General features: G+C 38.0%; 16 protein-coding genes, 1 tRNA gene and 1 pseudogene. 7 read left to right on the plus strand and 11 right to left on the minus strand.

Going from position 1 to position 21,146, the window contains the following annotated elements:
* Positions 1–193 precede the first annotated feature (193 nt).
* Positions 194–1,096, minus strand: coding sequence for an LD-carboxypeptidase (locus NT175_09710; protein MCX6234979.1), 903 nt, complete (start codon positions 1,094–1,096; stop codon positions 194–196).
* A gap of 165 nt (positions 1,097–1,261) precedes the next feature.
* On the opposite strand from NT175_09710, the gene metG reads away from it, so the two are divergent.
* Both metG and NT175_09720 read left to right on the plus strand, forming a co-directional pair.
* Positions 1,262–3,322 (plus strand): methionine--tRNA ligase, encoded by a 2,061-nt coding sequence (metG, locus tag NT175_09715; protein MCX6234980.1) that lies wholly within the window; start codon positions 1,262–1,264, stop codon positions 3,320–3,322.
* Positions 3,323–3,540: 218 nt separating this feature from the next.
* Positions 3,541–3,612: transfer RNA gene (locus tag NT175_09720), tRNA-Arg, on the plus strand.
* A gap of 174 nt (positions 3,613–3,786) precedes the next feature.
* On the opposite strand, the gene NT175_09725 is transcribed toward NT175_09720, so the two are convergent.
* From NT175_09725 to NT175_09750, 6 genes are all read right to left on the minus strand, one after another.
* Entirely contained in the window at positions 3,787–4,464 is a 678-nt protein-coding gene (locus NT175_09725; protein MCX6234981.1) for a hypothetical protein, read from the minus strand.
* Between the two features lie 79 nt (positions 4,465–4,543).
* Positions 4,544–5,866 carry a tetratricopeptide repeat protein gene (locus tag NT175_09730; GenBank protein MCX6234982.1) on the minus strand — a complete coding sequence of 441 codons (1,323 nt, stop codon included), beginning with the start codon at positions 5,864–5,866 and terminating at the stop codon, positions 4,544–4,546.
* Between the two features lie 1,338 nt (positions 5,867–7,204).
* On the minus strand, positions 7,205–8,473 hold the full coding sequence (locus NT175_09735) for a hypothetical protein (protein MCX6234983.1): 1,269 nt from the start codon (positions 8,471–8,473) through the stop codon (positions 7,205–7,207).
* A 170-nt stretch (positions 8,474–8,643) separates the two neighbouring features.
* The gene (locus NT175_09740) at positions 8,644–8,937 is read right to left on the minus strand and encodes a helix-turn-helix domain-containing protein (protein ID MCX6234984.1); all 294 of its coding nucleotides are present in this window, start codon (positions 8,935–8,937) and stop codon (positions 8,644–8,646) included.
* A gap of 99 nt (positions 8,938–9,036) precedes the next feature.
* A complete protein-coding gene (locus NT175_09745; GenBank protein MCX6234985.1) occupies positions 9,037–9,753 on the minus strand; it encodes a hypothetical protein in 717 nt (238 codons plus the stop codon).
* A gap of 31 nt (positions 9,754–9,784) precedes the next feature.
* Positions 9,785–11,080 carry a phage integrase SAM-like domain-containing protein gene (locus NT175_09750; GenBank protein MCX6234986.1) on the minus strand — a complete coding sequence of 432 codons (1,296 nt, stop codon included), beginning with the start codon at positions 11,078–11,080 and terminating at the stop codon, positions 9,785–9,787.
* Positions 11,081–11,585: 505 nt separating this feature from the next.
* Between NT175_09750 and NT175_09755 the strand changes: the two genes are divergently transcribed.
* From NT175_09755 to NT175_09765, 3 genes are all read left to right on the plus strand, one after another.
* Complete coding sequence (locus NT175_09755) at positions 11,586–12,236, plus strand: hypothetical protein (protein MCX6234987.1); 651 nt, start codon at positions 11,586–11,588, stop codon at positions 12,234–12,236.
* Entirely contained in the window at positions 12,160–13,116 is a 957-nt protein-coding gene (locus NT175_09760; GenBank protein ID MCX6234988.1) for a hypothetical protein, read from the plus strand. The genes NT175_09755 and NT175_09760 overlap by 77 nt, the downstream gene beginning before the upstream one ends.
* Before the next feature lie 95 nt (positions 13,117–13,211).
* Positions 13,212–13,640: an ATP-binding protein gene (locus NT175_09765; GenBank protein MCX6234989.1), complete on the plus strand. Its 429-nt coding sequence runs from the start codon at positions 13,212–13,214 to the stop codon at positions 13,638–13,640.
* 35 nt (positions 13,641–13,675) lie between these two features.
* Here NT175_09765 and NT175_09770 read toward each other — a convergent pair whose 3' ends face one another.
* The 3 genes from NT175_09770 to NT175_09780 form a co-directional block, all read right to left on the minus strand.
* Positions 13,676–14,689, minus strand: coding sequence for a site-specific integrase (locus tag NT175_09770; GenBank protein ID MCX6234990.1), 1,014 nt, complete (start codon positions 14,687–14,689; stop codon positions 13,676–13,678).
* A complete protein-coding gene (locus NT175_09775) occupies positions 14,676–15,320 on the minus strand; it encodes a tyrosine-type recombinase/integrase (protein ID MCX6234991.1) in 645 nt (214 codons plus the stop codon). Before NT175_09775 ends, NT175_09770 begins: the two co-directional genes overlap by 14 nt.
* Before the next feature lie 334 nt (positions 15,321–15,654).
* On the minus strand, positions 15,655–16,908 hold the full coding sequence (locus NT175_09780) for a tyrosine-type recombinase/integrase (GenBank protein ID MCX6234992.1): 1,254 nt from the start codon (positions 16,906–16,908) through the stop codon (positions 15,655–15,657).
* A 182-nt stretch (positions 16,909–17,090) separates the two neighbouring features.
* Here NT175_09780 and NT175_09785 point away from each other — a divergent pair.
* Both NT175_09785 and NT175_09790 read left to right on the plus strand, forming a co-directional pair.
* Positions 17,091–17,471, plus strand: a pseudogene (locus NT175_09785) (ATP-binding protein).
* Between the two features lie 381 nt (positions 17,472–17,852).
* Positions 17,853–19,910, plus strand: coding sequence for a YCF48-related protein (locus NT175_09790; GenBank protein MCX6234993.1), 2,058 nt, complete (start codon positions 17,853–17,855; stop codon positions 19,908–19,910).
* A 508-nt stretch (positions 19,911–20,418) separates the two neighbouring features.
* Here the strand turns inward: NT175_09790 and tnpA are convergent.
* Positions 20,419–20,874, minus strand: a complete 456-nt coding sequence (gene tnpA, locus NT175_09795) for an IS200/IS605 family transposase (protein ID MCX6234994.1) — start codon at positions 20,872–20,874, stop codon at positions 20,419–20,421.
* Positions 20,875–21,146: the final 272 nt, after the last annotated feature.

Here is a 21,146-nt window from a genome sequence, read left to right on the forward strand (position 1 = left end):
AAAAAATGTGACCCATAAAATTAAAAGGCTTTAATAAAAGTGCTTGAAAATTGCTTTTCTGTCTTTGTGTGACTTTGTGTATCCTTTGTGATCCTTTGTGATACAATTAATTAGATTAACCATAAAGGAACACGAAGGTAATCACCAGGAGACACTAAGGGCTTTTGAGACAACCTCATTACAAATCCAGCAACTATAAAAATTGAATCTTCACAGTATCATCAATATTCAAAGAAATTTTTCTACCGAGTATCATTGCATAATTGTTATCGGTATGGCCACTGGGGAATCCAAAACAAACCGGATAATCATACGATGCAACCGCATCAGCGATAATCTCATATGCCGTCATTCCAAATGGTACATCATTGTCTTTTATATCATTCATGCTCCCAACTATCAATCCTGCCAGCCTCTCCAGCTTACCCGACCGTTTCAGGTTCATCATCATCCGGTCAATATGATACAGGTATTCATCCAGATCTTCAATGAGGAGGATTTTCCCGCTGGTGTCAATATCTGATGGTGTCCCCACCAGACTGCAAAGCAGCGAAAGATTACCCCCGGTTAAAACACCTTCTCTACGTCCTCTTCGGTTTAAGTTAAATCCGGCAATTTCGTAATTGATATTCTCACCAAATAATGCTTTTCGCAAGGATTCAAGAGTATCGGCTGTGACATCTGCCCGGCCTAGGTTTACCATCATCTCTGCATGAAGTGTCTCAATACCAAAATGACTTTGGATATGGGAATGCAAGACCGTCAGATCACTGAATCCGACAAACCATTTGGGATCCCTGACGAATTGCCTGAAATCCAGTTTATCGATGATTCTGACTGTTCCGTAACCGCCCCTGGCACAAAATATAGCTTTTATAGATGCATCATCCATCATCTGCTGTATATCGAAAGCGCGCTCTTCATCAGTGCCGGAAAACTGATGGAATGACTTGAAAAGGTTCTTACCTGGGATAACTTCAAGTCCCCAGCTCTTTAAAATCTTTATTGCCGGTTCCAGTTCATCCCTTGATACCCTTCTTGCAGGAGCCACGATGGCCACTTTGTCATTTTCTTTTAAATACGCCGGAGTTATCATTCAGTTCAGATTTATGCCGTTGCAGCAAATGTACTACATCACCGCAGATTATCGGCACTACAATGACTACTTTCCTTTAAAGATACAATATCGACACTGTACATACCCATAAATTCTTAACTTTGCCGGTGAATTTAAATATGAATTTTTAATTATCAGCCTCTTATGAACGATTCTCCTTCCCGCTTCAAACGTACGACGATCACTTCTGCACTGCCATATGCCAATGGCCCCATCCATATAGGTCATCTTGCAGGTGTATATGTCCCGGCCGACATCTATGCCCGCTATCTGCGCTCCAAAGGCCAGCAGGTCATCTATATCGGCGGTTCTGATGAACATGGCGTACCTATTACCATCAAAGCCCGCCAGGAAGGCATCACGCCGCAGCAGGTCGTCGACAGGTACCATGTCATGATTAAGGATTCTTTTGAGAAATTCGGCATATCCTTCGATATCTACTCGAGGACTTCAAATCAGATTCACCATGAAACCGCCTCTGAATTTTTTCTGACCCTTTATAATAAAGGTGAATTTATTGAAAAAACTTCATTACAATATTATGATGAGGAGCACCAGCAATTCCTGGCCGACCGTTACATCACCGGTACCTGTCCGCATTGTGGAAATGACAAAGCCTATGGTGACCAATGCGAGAACTGCGGCACTTCCTTAAATGCCACCGACCTGATTAATCCGAAGTCTGCTCTCAGCGGCAATATTCCGGTGATGAAAGAAACAAAACATTGGTTTTTGCCTCTCGATAAATATGAGGGCTGGCTGAAAAAATGGATCCTCGAAGACCACAAAGATGACTGGAAAATCAATGTCTATGGACAGTGTAAATCATGGCTCGATCAGGGTTTGCAACCCAGGGCTGTCACACGCGACCTTGACTGGGGTGTGAAGGTGCCTCTGCCCGGCACCGAAGGCAAGGTTCTCTATGTCTGGTTCGATGCACCCATTGGGTATATCTCCGCCACCAGGGAGTGGGCCCGGGAACATGACCAGAATTGGGAACTGTGGTGGAAAGACAAGGAAACTCGGCTCCTCCACTTCATCGGAAAAGATAACATCGTCTTCCATTGCATCATCTTCCCGGCTATGCTGAAAGAAGAGGGAACATATATCCTGCCCGACAATGTCCCCGCTTTTGAGTTTATGAACCTCGAAAACGACAAGATATCCACGTCACGGAACTGGGCTGTGTGGCTGCATGAATATCTGGAGGAATTTCCCGGCAAACAGGATGTACTCAGGTATGTCCTCACGACCAATGCTCCCGAAACAAAAGACAACGACTTCACATGGAAAGATTTCCAGGCACGTAACAACAATGAACTTCTATCCATCTTTGGCAACTTCGTTAACCGGACCATGGTGCTGGCATTCAAGTTCTTTGAGGGTAAGACACCGGAAATATCCACTATGACCGACCTGGATAAAAATGTGCTGTCAGAAATACCGGAGTTCCCGGCTAGGATCGGCGACAGCCTCGATCGTTTCCGGTTCCGCGAAGCACTCAGCGAAATGATGAACCTGGCCCGTCTGGGTAATAAATACCTCACTGATGCCGAACCATGGAAACTCATTAAAACCGACGAAGAACGGGTAAAAACCATCCTTAACATCTCATTGCAGATATGCGCCAATCTGGCTGTGCTGGCAGCTCCATTTCTCCCCTTCACAGCGAAAAAAATGGTGAAGATGCTGAATCTGCCCGATCTGAAATGGGACAACGCCGGTGCCACCGATCTATTGAGTCCCGGTCACATGCTGAAAACACCGGAATATTTATTTGAAAAAATTGAAGACAGTGTCATTGAAAAACAGGTGAAAAAACTTATGGACACCAAAATACAGAATGCTGCTGCAGCCAGTAAGCTGCCATCGCAAAAGGAGATCATCGCCTATGATGACTTTGCGAAAATTGATATCCGGGTCTCCACCATCCTTGAAGCTGAGCGGGTGCCGAAATCCGATAAGCTGATGAAGCTGAAGGTCGATACCGGCATTGACCAGAGGACGGTTGTTGCCGGCATTGCAGCACAGTTCTGCCCCGAAAATATCATCGGTAAACAGGTTCTTATCCTGGTCAACCTGGCACCACGGCCTTTACGTGGCATCGAATCGCAGGGCATGATTCTTATGGCTGAGAATACTGATGGCACGCTGAGCCTGATAGGCCCGGAGGGGAAATTTGACAATGGAAGCCCGGTCAAATAATCAATGATCAATGACCAAGGATCAATGATCATTGAGTGGTAGTATCATCTTAGAGTGTTAATTTGTCAATATACCAGTGAATGGACAAACAGAATCTCGAAACTCTCTGTGTTTCATTTCTGAATAAAACTTAATACCTTTGCACTCCGGTATAAAAAACCATTTTCAAATTTTCAAATTAACTAATTGACTAATTGTCTAATTAGCACATTGAAACCGGCCCTATAGTTCAATGGATAGAACGGAAGTTTCCTAAACTTTAAATCCAGGTTCGATCCCTGGTGGGGCTACAAGTATTAAATAGAAAACCATGTATTACAGGTTGTTAACACATGGTTTTTTTATGAGGTGACGTAAAAGGTGACGAAATAACCCTTTTATTCGTTTATATCGACTTTCGTTGTGGAGGTAATAATATCGATTATTTGAAGGGGATCGTTTATTATAGGTCTTTATTTTAAGTCTTAATAGTATTCTATTTCACGCTCTGAAATTTCTGTCAGTTTATTATCCATAAACTTTATTTTTCTTAGCCAGTTGCCTGTTTTATCGTACTCATCATACTTGTATGTCAATTTAGCGTCAAAATTACCATCTGAGTTATACCGATTTGTCTCGATCAGGTTTCCCTTGTCATCATACTTGTAAGTCACTTTCATCTTTAAGCTACCATCTGGGTTATAATCGTTTACCTCTGTCAAGTTTCCTTTATCATCATATTTATAAATCCATTTAGAATCTAATTTACCGTCCGAGCTATAACTGTTCCCCTCTGTTGCGTTTCCCTTGTCATTATATTTGTAAATCCTTTTAGAGCTTAAGCTACCGTCTGAGTTATAAACGTTTACCTCTGTCTCGTTTCCCTTGTCATCATACTTTGAAGTCCATTTATATTCTAAGCTACCGTCTGAGCTATACCGGTTCCCCTGTGTCATGTTTCCCTTGTCATCATATTTGTAAGTATGTTTAGCGTTTAAACTATCCGTCTGAGCTTCACCAAATTTTTCAACGGCAGAATACTCATACTCTGTAATAGTACTTACCTTCCCCTTTATATTGTCACGTGATAGGGAGTTTTCAACCTTTTTCCCTGTGCAAGAGCATAGAAAAAGAATAACAATAATTAGTGTTAGTGTTTTCATATTAGCTCGTCGGTGGTGTTTATTCTGTCTATATTACTCACTTTCTACTTCAGAAATGTAACATTTATAAAAGTTCATATTATTTGTTGCAAAGTTCCTTAATGGCATCATAAGCGCTTTCATCTCCTAATTCTCCAGCTTTACTAAGGTCTAAACATCCGTTATCTTTATCACCTGAAAATATTTTAGCGAGTCCTCTACCAAGATAGGCCTTTGCATCCTGTGGATTAATCTCAATAGCCTCGCTGTAATCTGCTATAGCTCCTTTGTAGTCTTTCAGGTTGTATTTAGCGTTTCCTCTATTGTCAAAGGCTTCTGCATCCTGTGGATTAATTTCAATAGCCTTGTTGTAATCTGCTATGGCTCCGCTGTAGTCTTTTAAATCAGCTTTAGCGTTTCCTCTATTAAAATAGGCCTTTGCATACTGAGGATTAATGTCTATAGCCTTGTTGTAATCAGCTATAGCTCCGCTGTAGTCTCCTAAATTCGTTTTAGCGTTTCCTCTATTGTTATAGGCAGTTGCATCCTGTGGATTAATTTCAATAGCCTTGCTGTAATCTGCTATTTCTCCGCTATAGTCTCCTAAATTCGCTTTAGCGACTCCTCTATTCAAATAGGCCTCTGCATCCTGTGGACTAATCTCAATAGCCTTGCTGTAATCTGCTATAGCTTCGCTGTAGTCTTGCAGGCCATCTTTAGCGACTCCTCTATTATAATATGCCGCTGCAAACTGTGGATTAATGTCTATAGCCATGTTATAATCAGCTATAGCTTCGCTGTAGTCTCCTAAATTCGCTTTAAAGGCTCCTCTATTATTATAAGCCGCTGCAAACTGTGGATTAATCTCTATAGCCTCGTTGTAATCTGCTATTTCTCCGCTGTAATCTTGCAGGCCATCATTAGCGAGTCCTCTATTATAATAGGCTTCTGCATATTTTGGATTAATCTCAATAGCCTTGTTGTAATCTACTATGGCTCCACTGTAGTCTTTTAAATTCGCTCTAGTGCTACCTCTATTATAATAGGCCTCTGCAAACTGTGGATTAATCTCAATAGCCTTATTGTAATCTGCTATGGCTCCGCTGTAATCTCCTAAATTCGCTTTAGCGTTTCCTCTATTGTCATAGGCTGTTGGATCCTGTGGATTAATCTCAATGGCCTTGCTGTAATCTGCTATGGCTCCGTCGTAGTCTTTTAAATCAGCTTTAGCGTTTCCTCTATTAAAATAGGCCATTGCATCCTGTGGATTAATTTCAATAGCCTTGTTGTAATCTGCTATGGCTCCGCTGTAGTCTTCTAATTCAGCTTTAGCGTTTCCTCTATTATAATATTCCTTTTCTGTTTGGTGGCAACTTGTTAAAATAATCAAAAGACTAAAAATTATAATGGTTGTAGTTTTCATTTTTGATTAATTAAATAGGTTATGTTTTATTTAAAAACTCCCTGATATTATTCTCAGTAATTAGTATAGACCTCCCTATTCTCTGGCTCCTTAGACTCCTCTGTTTCATTCAGTCTGTTAGGTTACTCCGTATGTCGTCTGCCTATTCTGTACAAATAAGGATCAATATCTAAGGTGGTTTTCTTAATCATTTGTGATATAAAGATAGCTTGATTTTCTGCTATTTGTATATTTTTTAAATGTTTACATTTTTTATTTTCTGGTACTCTTTCAAAATTTTATCAGTTCTTCCAATATCATTACCCTGGCATAGAGTCATATTTTCCCTTTTTCTGGATTAACATAAAAAGGCTATGAACAATAAAGAATTCTTGTATGACTTGGAATGGTGGTATCAAAAAAAGGAATCCTTTGAATTACGAGAGCAACTGAAAGATATTATTTATCAAAGCAAAAAATTTAATCCTTTTTAAAAGAAATTCACCTAGCCAACTAAGCATTTTTTTCTGAACGAATCGAGCTCTACACTTAATAGTTAATTACGAGTGTCAGATTTTCAATTCCGAAAGTATTTTTACGAACCCGCCTGGCATCAATTATTTATTAAAAGTGCAAATATCTTCTGATAAATCGAATTAAATGAAGTGGGATGTTGAGGGTAATATCTTTTAAAGCATAACTCATGATTTTGATTTGTAAAAAAAATTCGGAATATATTATATAGCAAGGTATCCGTGATGATGTTTATCCATCTATAATAAGCAAATGTGCTTCAAAAGTGCCGGAGTACTGTATAAATCTCATGCATTACTTATATAATATGTGCATACAGGATTTTACAAACGTGTTCTATAACAATCAAAAATCAGATGATATAGCAACTCCTATACGGAGTGATATGAAAACTCGATACAGGGAGCAATAATTAAGTAATATTCCATATTATTCATTATGTAAATAAAGGAAATGCAAGAAAATCAATGTTTTCTTAACAACATTATTAATAGTGCAAGTTTTATCGAGTATTCTTGCATTTATCATTATCCTTAATTAAAAAAGCAAATAAATGCACGTATTCTTGCATCTATTATCATACTCTTTCGTGATGATCTCCTCACAAAAACCGGAAACCTCAACTTTTGAGTTGTCTTGAAAATAACATGGGGTGGCAAAATCAGAAATTACTCTAATTCTTTGGCAATGATTCTCTTTAAAATTGCTCTCATTTCTTTTGTTAATAGGTCAGGCGTGCCTTGCTCCCTGCCTCCTGTTTTTTCCCCCTTTGCCATTTTTCGTCTATTTTATTCTACTTTAGATAGTACCCGGTACAAAATACAGTTAATATTGGTTTGCAGCTTGCAGGACAATGTATGGATCAGAGGCAAACAATGCATCTTTATTCAATCGTTTGATCCGGTTCGTTAAATTGTTGTGAGGATTGTATTTTGAATTCCTAATGTTATGAGCGATCCGATAACAAACTTCAGCAAATTCTAAATTTGTTTTTTGGGGTAAGAATTTTTCGTAGAGGAAATAAAACGTTTTTTTGTCAATGAAAAAAATCCTTCGTACACTTTGTTCACTTAATGAATGGCTGCCTGATTTCTGATCAGAAATATTAATTCCGGTGACCTGACAAATACGTACTTCTGTTGAGATGTAATTTTGGCAATCTGATCCTATAGTCAAGATATTAATTTGCCGAAAAACTGGTTTTCTAAATTGTCTTAAAAAGTCGGTTAATTTGCCGGATATTTCATTATCAACAGTCAATAATTTATCCCACTTATTAAGGATCATCTCCGAAATTTCAGTCTGTAAATTCCTGTTTGAATATTTTTGAATGATTTTTATAAATCTTTCCCGGGTGTAGTCATAAATATTTCTACGTCTTTGATAATTTGGATCATCTTTTCTTTGTGGGAATTTCTTACTATCCGGTTTGAGTTGTTCCCAATACCGGGGATTCCTGCCATTAGTTAAAATTTGCCCTTCTGTTGCGTTTATTTGTTCTGGGTCAATACCTGGATCATCTATTAGCAATTCATTGAATATGGTCACCAAAATTGCCCCTAATTGTCTCAATTTGGATATGTTCAACAAGTCTGCAAGGGTTCGGATTCCTACTTTTGAAACATATTCCATTTTTATTACTTTGATTTCAAAGCGGAGGGTGTTAATCGGTGGTAACGGGTGTTTCCCTTTAGCTAATGCCCATGAATATTTGTCGTATATTTTGATATAATATTGTTGGTGAGTGAATTCTACAAAATACCCTTTCCCATTAAAAGTTTGAATATTTGGAAAACTTCCTCTATGAGAAATTATTCTTTGAATAAATTGTCTGGGAGTGATAGGGATTTCTAAATTAACGGCAAATTCTATATTTTGTATTATTGTCTGGTATGGATTCAAATTGAATTCTGTAAACAGGTCAATTATAAAACCTAATAATTCTGAAAAATAAAAATCATTATCGTTGCGGTTGTATTTGTATTTATGCGGACTGCCGGAGATCAGAACGGTATGACGGTTAATAATTTTAAACGTCAAGTTCCGGTATTTAACAGGATTGTATCCTTTATGTTCACCTGAATTTTCATCCATAATAGCCTGTGAGGGGAAATTCAGAGTTCCGTTATTTTTCAAGCTATCAGTAAAATTCTGATCCCGAATAACTATTTTTATGAAGTCAATCACTATCTTTGTACCTCCACATTAGACATTTGCCAGTGTGGTTTGAACACACGAAGGGGGCGGAAACGCTCCTTTTGTGGTTAATCACGCCGGTATTTTAACGAATGGATTTCTTTGAGTGCTGCCTGAATGTCTTCAGATTTATATCTGATCCTGGAATTTATCCGATACCCCTTTAGAATTCCCTTAATTGACCAGTTATGGAGGGTGACCAGTGATATTTGTAAAAGTTTTGCTGCTTCTTTTCGAGTAAGATACCGAGGTTGTGGAGGTTCGGGAGAAGGGAGCTGTTCCTTTAATCCCTCTTTTAAGGTTTCGGAAATGATCGCCCGGAGTTCATTAACAGATAAATCCGTAATTTGAATTGTATTCATAGCGACATAATTAATGAATTTAATGTCGCTAAATTATTCTGGTTTTATCGCTCTTTACGATCCGTAAACATTCCGTAAACATTCCGGACTATTCACTCTTTAGGATAAATCATTAATTTCTGGAATGGTGAATTTTGCTTTTTTAGTTTCTGAAAGATTACATTTCTCTGGATTTATCATATTAATTAATGTACCTTCAGTTGTTTTAATATCAAAATATTTAAGACATAATCTTGCACATTTTGTATAATTTATCTCCCCATTATGCAATGGTGGTTCAATAAATCCCTTAGCTATTAATTCATGAAATAAATATCCAAATACTGAAGGTGTTCCCTTCCATATTATTTTTTCATATTTTGTTGGTTTGTTAGTGGGATTTTCAATTTCATTATTTTGTCCGTAAAAATCTCCATTTTTCACCTCTAAAAATTTCCTCTTGTACAATTCATGGTTTTTCAAATTTGATTCAAGTTCCTGCATAGTTTTTGCATCGGGAAATCCATCCATTAACATTTCCATTTGTTTATCTTCTAATCTATTAATTTCCTTTTCGTAATAAGTTATATTCACAGATATAAAGTCAAGTTCTGAATCTTTTTCCCATTCTATAAATGTTTTTTGTTCATCTTCTTCCATTAAATTCCCGCTTAATTTTTTTTGAACAATATATAACAAGTGTTCAGTTTTGTCTGTTAATGGTTTAGCAAGGAATGCAGAAAATATGTTATTAAAAAACTCATTTCTACTTTTTTGGTAAATCCTTTCAAAAGAACTAATGTCAAAGGGTGTAAGCTGTATTTCACTGTTTTCCATAGTATTTATTCTGGTATGAATAATTGATTTATCAGATTGCTTTTAAATTAGAGTGAGCTTGAAAAAATGGGTGTTCCATTAACTTGTCTGCGTTTTCCTCCGCAGATACGCGTATATAAGTCAAAAATGCCTTTTCGGTGCGGTGTCCTGTTATTTTCATTATTGCAAGGGTTGGAATGTTCATTAAAAAACCATTTGTCGCAAAGGATCGCCTGGATGTATGTACTGTGATCAGTTCATATTTCCGGGGTGTAGTCTTAACAGTCATCCCTCCTTTAGTTATTGATACCTCCACCTGGTCGTTAATTCCTGCCAGCTCTCCGATCTCTTTCAGATATACGTTAAATTTCTGGTTTGATATTACCCGCGGAGGGATTCCAATGTATTTAGTCAGTATTTCCTTAACGATAGGATGTAAAGGAATAACTACAATTTCATCGGTTTTTTGGGTTTGGACTTTTAACTGAGTGCCGTCCTTTATAATGTTTATCGGTCGTAGTTGTGCAAGGTCTGAAAATCTCAATCCAGTATAACAACCGATCAGGAAAATATCTCTAACCCTGTCAAGTCTTGGTTTACTCTGGAGGTCTAATTTGTGAATTTTATCCAGTTCGTCAAAGTTTAAATAAATCTGATCGGTGTCTTCTGATGGTTTTCTAAATTCTTTTTCCTGGAATTGCCTATTATCTGTTAGCCCTCTTATGAGTGCCTCGTGCATGAAAACCTTTATGTTCTTTATGTTCTTTCCGATTGTGTTCGTTGACTTTTTATTACTCTGAAAGTATTTCACAAATTGAACATAGAATTTTTGATCAATAAATCTAAAGTCAATGGGGTTTTTTGTCGTGGTGTGGTATTCTTTCAGGTGGTTCTGGGTTGTGTAATAGCCTTTGATAGTATAAGGACTAATCCTTTTTCCTTTAATAGTTAATCTTTCACCGTTTTCGGATTCTTTGATTAACGTTTCAATAAAACTGACAAAGTCTATTTTTGTTTGTATGTTCTTTTTAAATTCTTTATCCAATTCTTTTCGTACCTCCTCAAAGGTGGGAGAAATACCTAATTTTTTAAAGTCGGTCAAGATTTCATCCGTTTTGGACAGATACCTTGTTAACGTCTTATTTATCTCCTTGTGTGACTGGTTCTTTGCCATGTCGTCTTTGACTTGCTTAACGCGTTGGTTTTTCTGATCCCAGTATTCAGTTAATATACTTTCACCTGTCGAATAAATGAGCTTCTGATAATTGGAATTTGCGACAAGGAAAATTAAAGTCGGTTTTTCAAATTTGGGATTTTTTAATCTGAAATAGGGGTTGATGTTTGCCATGTAAGTTAGGTTTGAACAATACAAAGATAGTTAATATTTATAGAGGTGACGAATCAGGTGACGAATTTTCTTTATTTTTCTTAATTTTTCCTTTACACAGTTTAATTATAAAAATTAACATATTGCTGTTTTTGTGAATATTAACGGTATAACTTAACAATAGAGAATAAGTAAAACAAGGTAAGGTTGTACCCCTGGTGGGGCTACAAAACATATTTTTCACCTAAACTTAGTTTACTCCTAAATCCCTTACTATAAGGGATTTTTGTTTTATGGACATTATGGAGAATCCGGTCAAATTGACCACCTGATTCCGGAACAAATTGACCACCTCTAAACAGGATACTTACCGGTTGTTTTCCGGAGGAAACTGACCACCTGGTTTCCGGAGGAAACTGACCACACATTTTCGTTGATTTTATCGATTAAGGACAGCATAAATAGCTAATGTTGCGAACAACTAATTTCTCAACACTAACTATTTATGCCAAACAACTTAATCGTTATGAACAAAGTTAAACAGATTTTGCAATGGTACACCGAGGGTGTTCCTAAATTGAAGATCAGCCAAAAAGCAGGCGTGTCACGCAACTCTGTCAAGAGTTATATTCGTCAGTTTATCGCGATGGACAAGTCGCTGGAAGAGCTCTTGAGATTAGGAGATTCTGACCTGGAGAAGCTATTTTTAGCCAAACAGGTCAAAGAGCCGGATCATCGGTATAAAGATCTTATAGCCTACTTTCCGGAAGTCGACAAAGCCCTGAAGAAGAAGGGTAATACGCTATATAAACTTTGGCAGGAATACCTGAAAAAGTATCCGGATGGTTTTAAACACACCCAGTTCAATGAGCATTACCGGCAATGGTCTAAGCGAACTAATGCCACGATGCATGTGGATCACAAGGCAGGTGACAAGATGTATGTGGATTATGCCGGCGAGAAGTTACAGTTCGTAGATCCGGACACTGGCGAGATATACAAGGTGGAAGTTTTTGTAGCCATTCTTGGTGCAAGCCAACTAACCTATGTGAAAGCGACGATGACCCAGCGTAAGGAAGACTTTATTGGAGCATGCGAAAATGCCTTGTATTACTTCGGAGGAGCTCCCCAGGCTATTGTTCCGGATAACCTTAAATCTGCCCGTTATCAAGAGTGATAAGTACGAGCCAACGCTCAATGAGTCATTCCGTGACTTTGTGGAGCATTACGGCATGGTTGCCCTTCCGGCAGGACCCTATAAGCCACGCCATAAGGCATTGGTTGAAGGAGCTGTCAAAATTATCTATCAGGTGATTTATACGGTCATCAGGGAGACAGACTTTACCTCGCTTGAGACGTTGAACAATGCGATCTGGGAACTGCTGGCTATTCATAACAACAACCTGCTTAAGGGTCGCCCTTATAGTCGACGCCAGATGTTTGAAGAAATCGAACGGTCAACGCTTCAACCTTTATCGGTGTATCGTTACGAACTGAAAAACAAGCGGATTGCAACAGTATCAAAGAACAACTATGTATGTCTTGGTGAAGACAAGCATTATTACAGTGTCCCGTACCATTATATCGGCAAGAAGGTAAGCATCCTTTACAGCCAGAGCAAAGTAGACATTTATTACCGCTATGAACACATTGCCTCTCACAATCGCAACCGCAGGGCATTCATGTTCACCACGGTTGAGGATCACCTGGCGACCAAACATAAATATCAGTCAGACTGGACTCCGGAGAAGTTTATTGAACGGGCCAAGGCTGTCGGAGAGCAAACTAAAAAATACATTACCGAAATACTCACCCTGAGACAGCATCCCGAGCAGGCTTATAAAACCTGTCAGGGGATATTAAACTATGCAGCTAAAGTCGGCAATGAACGGCTCAACGCAGCCTGTCACCGGGCAAACTTCTATGAAGACTACAGTTATAAGACCATCCTGGCCATACTGGATAAACATCTTGACAGTGTTCTGTTAGATCCGGACCACGATTGTGCATCCATGCCAGTTCATGGTAATATCCGTGGTAACACTTATTATGCATAATGTCAGATGGACTCTCTCACCTTATCCGATCCATCAATCGTTGATCGGATAGGGTGAGTTTCCTTGAAAACAATCAACCTAAAAACAGATAAGTTATGAATGAAACAATTTTGCAAAAAATGAAACAGATGAAGCTGCGCGGCATGGCCGGCGCTTTTAAAACAAGCCTGGAAGATGGCAGGAACGTTCATCTTACAACCGATGAGATGATCTCTTTTTTGATCGAATCGGAATGGGATGATCGCAATAACCGCTGCATTGAACGTCGCATTCGTACTGCCCGCTTCCGATATAAAGCCAATATTGAACAGATCGACTTTACGATAGACCGCAACCTGGAAAAAAATCTGATGAACCGTTTTGCTGAATGCACTTTTATTGAAAAAAGTGAAAATATCCTCATTACGGGAAGCACAGGTATCGGCAAGAGTTATATCGCATCTGCACTCGGTTATGCAAACAAAATGATTATGCAAAGCGAAATTCCTGTTTTTGCTATTAATCAGCACATTAATATCATATAAAGGGCATATCTCTTTGCATAATATTTTAGAGCAACTTAAAAACTCTTCAACCAACTAAGCAGGTTCTCATTGTTTTCCCAAACCGGTTCTTCCTTAGGAGAAACATCAACATATGCCTTTTCAAGTGCCTCCCGCTTCTGTTTTGAGTCAGCCCTGGCATAAATTTCAGTCGTTTGAACAGATACATGTCCAAGAATGTCCCTTATATATATCAGATTCACACCAGCCTGTAGCAGATGCATAGCTTTTGAGTGGCGCAAAGAATGGCAACTTAATTTGCCCGGCATAAGCTTTGGATCCCTTTTTCGCGCTTTATCTGCATATTTTAACAATATATGAGTGACACCAGGACGCGTCAACTTCTCATGTCGACTATTGGAAAACAAAGGATATGATCTTGTCTGTGGCTTGAGCAGACCAAATTCGGTCAAGTAATTCCGTAATATTTTTACTTGTTCCTCCAACAGAGGAACAATTCGGGTTTTATTACCTTTTCCAGTAATTTGTATAGTATAAGGCTTGTCAAGATGGACTGCCGAGGAAGTTAGGTCTATCAGTTCTTGCACTCGTGCTCCAGTATCGTACATTAGAGATAATAATGCAAGATCCCGGCGCCCTCTTTTTGTGGTTACACATGGTTGTTCAAGGAGTAACTTAATGCCGTCTACAGTGAGATAATTTATCGTTATTTTCTTGGCTTTCTTCACTTTGATAGACATTATCTCCTGATATTCGAACAAGTTGTCTGGATTCTGGTATTGAACGTATCTGAAGAAGGAATGTAACGCTGCAAGTCGCAGGTTTCTCGTTGTATCACTGCATTTCCTTTCCGACTGTAGCCAATCCAGGAACTCAACAACTGTAGCTTTAGTTATTAATTTCATTAATAGTTTCTCAGCCTTTATGTTCTTTACTTGATTCATAAAGGTTATAAAAAGGACAAAAGTGTCTCTATAGGCTATAATCGTATTGGAACTGGAACCTCGTTCGTGAGACAGATATCTTGTGAGGTAGTCTGTCAGATATTTAGAAAAATCAGTCGGCTTCATAGTTTTCTACATTAGGAAACACATTCAAACAAACCATATCAACGTCTTTGAGCAGTCCTGGATACATCTCTGCAGTCAGCCTTACATAAGTATTAGTTGAGCTTATTGACTGATGACCGAGATACGTGGATAGGACTGGCAATGAAGTGTACAGATCAACGCCGGATTCGGCCATTCTTGCAAACGAAGCCACGGCAAATGAATGACGCAGGTCATGTATTCTTGGCCCATGACCATTTCCAATATAAGTTATTCCTGCTGCTTTGAGTACAATCCGGAAGTACCTGTAGAAGGTGTGTCGTATACATGCGGATCCGTTCAGGGATATAAAGAATGAACTATCATCAGATTGCGGTACGGGAAGCTTTTTCCGGTGATTGATATAATTTTGACATACAACCGATAGGGACTCCGAAATAGGGACCATACGTTGCTTCCCGTTTTTGGAGTCTTTAATTATAATGAAGTTTTCCGCCAGGTTAACATCCTTGTTTTCAAGAGATAAAGCTTCTCCGATACGAAGACCAGTGCCATATAGAAGTCTGAGCAAAGTCGGTACAATGAAGATTACCGAGTTCATTATTCTTCTGGGTGCGACAAGCGCATCTGCGGCATGAAAAATCGCTATCATCTTTTTCTTCGAGAAAATATAAGGTATAAACGTTGATTTTTTACGGGGGATTCTGGGTATATACGAGTGTATTCCAAGCCTGCATAAATAGGAAGATAACTGACTAACGCATAAGCATCTATGGAATCTATATGAGTCTGATTCATTGTTCCGACGCTCGCACCATTTGTCCGCTAAATCTTTGGAGATACCGACTTGGGTTTCGCTTCTCTCTATCGTGAACCGGTCAAAACGCAGATAAATATATTCTTCTGCAATATATTTAAAACCCAGTCCCCTTTTTAGATCTATTAACTGTTTGATATATTGTGCATAGATGCCCCAAAATTGATTCTTACTCATAGAAAATTCCTCCTTTCTGATTGTAAAATGAAGGAAGTACTTCAGGAACATCCAGCGCACATTGTCTCATGGCAGTCAAGTCCACACGAAGGTAAAATTTTGTTGATTCTGTGTTTTCATGGCCAAGCACCTCAGAGATGACAGGAAGCAGTGTTTGCCGTTCTAAAAGACGTCCAGCAAGACTGTGACGAAGGGCATGGGGGCCATGTCGTCTGTTTTTCGTGTTGATACTGGCTTTGGCAAAAGCGTGTTGTACGAGACTTTCAACTCCGACTGGTGTTATTGGGATAATAGGCGACCGTACAGTAAGGAAAACAAAAGGTTCCTCCGGCTGTTTTCTGCTATATTTAAGATAATCGATGATTGCATTCCCAATTTCTGGCAACAAAGGAAGTTCAATCTCCTTATCTGTTTTGTATTGGACCAGACGGATAATGTTCTGCCCCCATAATATATTTTTGAATTTAAGATTGGCTATATCAGAGGCTCGGAGTCCCAACCGTGCGGCAAGCAGGATGATTACATAATCACGTTTACCAACAGAACTGCTTCTTTCAATTGATGCTATCAGTTTTTCTACCTCCTCCTTTGTGTAAGTAGATGGTACCTTTGGCTGAGACTTGTAATTGCTCCTCGGGATCATATACGAAAAATCCGTTTCCAGTATCCGTTGAGCATACAGATACTTGAAAAAATCTCGTAAAACTTGGATAGACGTACGGGCAGCAGTTAAAGTGCGGGGACTTATCCCTTTGATATATTTTAGAATGTGTAGTAAACATACCGAAGTGATAGCCTCTATGTGGTTATTTTTAAGAAAATTAAAGAACCGGGAAAGATGGCGTTCGTACGTATAAACTGTTTTATTGTTAAGCCTTTGATCCGTTTTGACAGCAAGGTACTTTGTCATGAGTACTCCTATCGGGCCATCGAGATCAATCTGCTCCTTCTTGATTTGGACTGCACCTGTCTCTAAAAATTCAATAAGAATATTGACAGTGCTTACTCCTTCTTTCTCTCTTTTAGTTAGTTCGCTGTAGTCACGGTTGTTAAATTCGTTCAGAAGATAATCCCTACAGACAGACGCATCTAAATCGCTTATGTTTTGAGAGTCCATATAGCTCTTAACTCTTCCCCAATGGCGGTTATAGTACTTAAACGTCCTGTCTGTACGCGAGAATTTTTTTCTAAGATACTCCACAACCTTAGAAATTTTTTCATCATAAGTTTCTTTTACTTTTTCCATAATTAAATCTGTTTTGACTGACGGCTAAATTGCCGTCATTACCACAATAGACGAAAATATTATGGAAAGTATTCTATAGTAAAGAATATATAATTGCTTGATATTAAAATTGCAAAGAGATATTACTTTACATAATCATTTTGTTTGCATAACCCAGGTTATGTAAAGCTTTACATAACTTTGGTAATCAGGCCTGTATGCTCGGTTATAAGGTTCTATATACCAGTACATCAAAACTCTTTGCTATGTTGAAAATGGCACGGGCTGATGGTTCTTACATTAAAAAAACAGCCAGAATCGAAAAGATGGATCTGCTTATACTCGATGACTTCGGTATGCAGCCATTGGATAGTCATAACCGGGCTGCACTCATTGAGATCATTGAAGACCGGCATGGTAAACGTTCAACTATTATTGCAGCACAACTTCCGGTAGCACAATGGCACGATGTAATTGGTGAGAAAACCATTGCTGATGCGGTCTTGGATCGTATTGTACACAATGCATATCGCATCGAAATGGTTGGTGAGTCATTAAGAAAGAGACAACCATTATTGAACTAAATCGAATAAAATATCGGTAATGAATAAATGTATATTTGTATAACCGTCTAAAATGAGATAAAATCAAAGGAAAATGAGGGAAAAATGGGGGTGGTCAATTTGCTCCGGAAAGAAGGTGGTCACTTTCAACCGGATTTAGGTGGTCAATATCACCGGATTTTGCAGATAGTGACTATCACTAATTAGACGAGAAACACTGTCTATGATGCCCAGAATGAGCCTCAGAAGGGATATAAATTATATTCATAATAATGAACTCTAATTCATATTTTTTGTATTTTTAATAGCAATTAACCATTAACTGAAGAGCTCAGATCCTCATTCCCTTATTATCAGGTTTAGCAAGAACTCTTATTTATGAAATTCTAAATATCTAAACCTATGCAAAAACTTACTGTTTTTTTAATTTCATTATTTACATTATATAATGCAAATGCACAGGATTGGCAATGGTTAAATCCTTTGCCTACTGGTAATACGTTGTATTCAATATATTTTACAAATCCATTTACAGGTTATGCGGTTGGTTATTTTGGTACTATACTAAAAACCATAAATGGAGGGACAGACTGGACAATTCAGACTTCTGGGACTCCACAATGGTTAACTTCCGTTTATTTTACAGACGCAGATACAGGTTATGTGGTTGGTACTTATGGAACTATATTAAAAACCACAAATGGAGGAACAGGTTGGACAATTCAGACTTCAGGGACAATTTTTAATTTAAATTCTGTTTATTTTGTAGACGCAAATACCGGTTATGCGGTCGGTAATCATGGTACAATAATAAAAACCATAAATGGAGGAGCAGACTGGGCAATCCAGTCTTCGGGAATTTCAGATTATTTACAATCCATTTTTTTTACAGACGTAAATACAGGTTATATTGTAGGTGGGTATGAGTACGGAAGTGGGAAAATACTAAAAACCACAAATGGAGGTACAGACTGGACAATTCAGACTTCTGTGAGTTTTGATTTATATTCAGTATATTTTACAGACACAAATACAGGTTATGCAGTTGGTCGTTATGGTACAATAATAAAGACCTCAAATGGAGGAACAGACTGGTCAGGACAAGTTTCGGGATCTTTAACTGATTTATATTCCGTCTATTTTAAAGATACAAATGTAGGTTATGCAGTCGGGTATAATGGTATAATACTGAAAACCTCAAATGGAGGGATAAACTGGACAATCCAGTCTTCAGGGACTTCACTTGATTTATATTCCGTTTATTTTACAGACTCAAATACAGGATATGCTGTAGTTTGGGGTGGTACAATACTAAAAACGACAAATGGAGGAAATCTTTGGACAATTCAGTCTTCAGTGACTACAAATCATTTAGCATCAGTTTATTTTACAAACGCAAATACAGGTTATGCGGTTGGTGAAGCAGGTACCATAATAAAAACCACTGATGGAGGAACAAACTGGATAAATCAAACTTCGGGCACTGATAATTCTTTGAGTTCTGTTAATTTTGCAGATGCAATTACAGGTTATGTTGTTGGTGAAAATGGTACAATACTAAAAACTACAAATGGAGGAGCAGACTGGACACTTCAAACTTTAGGAATTTCAAATGATTTATGTTCGGTATATTTTACAGACACAAATACAGGTTATGCGATTGGTCGTTATGGTACAATAATAAAGACTACAAATGGAGGAACAGACTGGACAATTCAGACTTCAGGGACTGATTATGATTTACTTTCTGTTTATTTTGTTAATGCAAATACAGGTTATATTGTTGGCTGGGATAGTAATATATTAAAAACCACAAATGGAGGAACAGTCTGGACGCCGCATATTTCGGGGACTGCAAGTATTTTACATTCAGTTTTTTTTACAAGCGTAAATACAGGATATGCTGTTGGTGAAGAGGGTACAATACTAAAAACCATAAATGGAGGAATAGACTGGATATTACAAGCATCGGGATCTTCTTGTAATTTATTTTCAGTTTATTTCCCAGATGAAAATACAGGGTATGTTGTCGGTGATGACGGTACTATTCTAAAAACCACAAATGGTGGAACAAATTGGGCAAAACAAACGACTAACACTTATAACTATTTACTTTCAGTTTTTTTTACAGACGCATATACAGGTTATGCTGTTGGTTTTATTGGTACAATACTAAAAACCATAAATGGAGGGGGAACGGGATTTAATGAATCTTCGGTTGCTCCTAAGTATTTAAAAACTTATCCCAATCCAGCAAAAGATAAAATCATTATTGAGATGTTAGTATCATTAGGGGATAATCACCTTTCTATATTTAATGTTAATGGTCAGGAAGTAATAAAACAAAAGATAGTAGAAACCAAAACGCATATTGATATTAGTAACCTGCCTGTAGGGGTCTATTTTGTAAAACTGCAAAATGAGAAAACCGTTGAGGTGGGGAAATTTATTAAAGAATAAATGACCTCTACTTCGTATCTTTGTTCAAGATTAATTCACTATCACTTGGACTTATTATAAAAAATGTTCATTAGAATGATAAAATTAGTCCCCTCATTAGTCCCCTGTTAAATTATTACTATTTTATTACACTAATATATAATATGTTATGGCATTTTTATTTAGCCCTGGTGGGGCTACAAAAAACCTGAACGAACGTTCAGGTTTTTTGATATCAGATTAACGATATATGATTTTTGATTTGTTTGGCCAGAATTGACGATTTTCTACCGGTCACCTCCACATTGAAATATTTGTCTCGTGGTGGAGTGGCGCAGGATGGGCTGTCTTTTTCTTTTCGTCATTTTCTTTTAGACAAGCAAAAGAAAATGACAGCCGCCTTTGTACCATAAGCCATCCTCCACATAAAGATTGAAATTAAGAATTACATTGAAATTTAGACCCGCACGCTGCAGGGATTTCGCGAAGGACGGGAATGAAGCTCCCCGCCGCAGAGCAGCGGGGTATCTTAAACCAATGCTAACTGTTTACTCTTATGCAGAACTGTATAATCCTTTTCCAGCCCTTGATCACGAACGTATTCCGAAATACTTGTCTCATCTCCAAATTTGCTTACCGTATTGACAAAATATCCATCGGTCCAAAATTCCCCTCCCCAAAGTTTGGTTTTCACTTCCGGGTGCCTTTTGAATATTTCCTTCGCCGTGATGCTCTTCAACATCGTGATAATTGTCATTGCACTCATTCTGGGTACCGATTGAACCAAAAAATGTACATGATCTTTGTCTGTGCCTATCTCCAAAAAATGAACCTCATACCTTTTCTCTATCTCCAAGCAAATCTCCTTCAAGGTTTGATCAACTGCTTTGCTGAACACTACTCTTCTATATTTGGCAGGACATACAAAATGATACAACAGTACACTTACATTATGCGATTTATGTATGTATTCGCTTTCACTCATACATACAAAGATACTAATTACGCCGCAAGCGGCGGGGAACTAACCCCTATGAGATTAGAATTCGGACAGCTAATCAATTGAAATCTCGTTAAGTGGAATAAGTAACTGAGTATCCTCTATTTTTGGAGACATAAAAGGTGACGAAATTGTTCATTTTTCGCTTTAATTAACTTTCAATGAGAAAGAAATGAAATAAAAGATATTTACATTCGTTATATGAATAATTCAGGCAAGGCCAGTGAAATGCTATCCATCATCGCCTGCCTATTAAC

The sequence above is a fragment of the Bacteroidota bacterium genome (genome assembly GCA_026391695.1).
In the GTDB taxonomy this organism is placed as follows: domain Bacteria; phylum Bacteroidota; class Bacteroidia; order Bacteroidales; family JAGONC01; genus JAPLDP01.

What these genes read in the sequence shown, in the direction of transcription:
- tnpA (MCX6234994.1), bottom strand. Translation starts at nt 20,874, where the DNA reads ATGAGTGAAAGCGAATACATACATAAATCGCATAATGTAAGTGTACTG.
- NT175_09780 (MCX6234992.1), bottom strand. Translation starts at nt 16,908, where the DNA reads ATGGAAAAAGTAAAAGAAACTTATGATGAAAAAATTTCTAAGGTTGTG.
- NT175_09725 (MCX6234981.1), bottom strand. Translation starts at nt 4,464, where the DNA reads ATGAAAACACTAACACTAATTATTGTTATTCTTTTTCTATGCTCTTGC.
- NT175_09770 (MCX6234990.1), bottom strand. Translation starts at nt 14,689, where the DNA reads ATGAAGCCGACTGATTTTTCTAAATATCTGACAGACTACCTCACAAGA.
- NT175_09750 (MCX6234986.1), bottom strand. Translation starts at nt 11,080, where the DNA reads ATGGCAAACATCAACCCCTATTTCAGATTAAAAAATCCCAAATTTGAA.
- NT175_09735 (MCX6234983.1), bottom strand. Translation starts at nt 8,473, where the DNA reads ATGGATGAAAATTCAGGTGAACATAAAGGATACAATCCTGTTAAATAC.
- NT175_09790 (MCX6234993.1), top strand. Translation starts at nt 17,853, where the DNA reads ATGCAAAAACTTACTGTTTTTTTAATTTCATTATTTACATTATATAAT.
- NT175_09745 (MCX6234985.1), bottom strand. Translation starts at nt 9,753, where the DNA reads ATGGAAAACAGTGAAATACAGCTTACACCCTTTGACATTAGTTCTTTT.
- metG (MCX6234980.1), top strand. Translation starts at nt 1,262, where the DNA reads ATGAACGATTCTCCTTCCCGCTTCAAACGTACGACGATCACTTCTGCA.
- NT175_09765 (MCX6234989.1), top strand. Translation starts at nt 13,212, where the DNA reads ATGAATGAAACAATTTTGCAAAAAATGAAACAGATGAAGCTGCGCGGC.
- NT175_09775 (MCX6234991.1), bottom strand. Translation starts at nt 15,320, where the DNA reads ATGATAGCGATTTTTCATGCCGCAGATGCGCTTGTCGCACCCAGAAGA.
- NT175_09740 (MCX6234984.1), bottom strand. Translation starts at nt 8,937, where the DNA reads ATGAATACAATTCAAATTACGGATTTATCTGTTAATGAACTCCGGGCG.
- NT175_09730 (MCX6234982.1), bottom strand. Translation starts at nt 5,866, where the DNA reads ATGAAAACTACAACCATTATAATTTTTAGTCTTTTGATTATTTTAACA.
- NT175_09755 (MCX6234987.1), top strand. Translation starts at nt 11,586, where the DNA reads ATGAACAAAGTTAAACAGATTTTGCAATGGTACACCGAGGGTGTTCCT.
- NT175_09710 (MCX6234979.1), bottom strand. Translation starts at nt 1,096, where the DNA reads ATGATAACTCCGGCGTATTTAAAAGAAAATGACAAAGTGGCCATCGTG.
- NT175_09760 (MCX6234988.1), top strand. Translation starts at nt 12,160, where the DNA reads ATGCCTTGTATTACTTCGGAGGAGCTCCCCAGGCTATTGTTCCGGATA.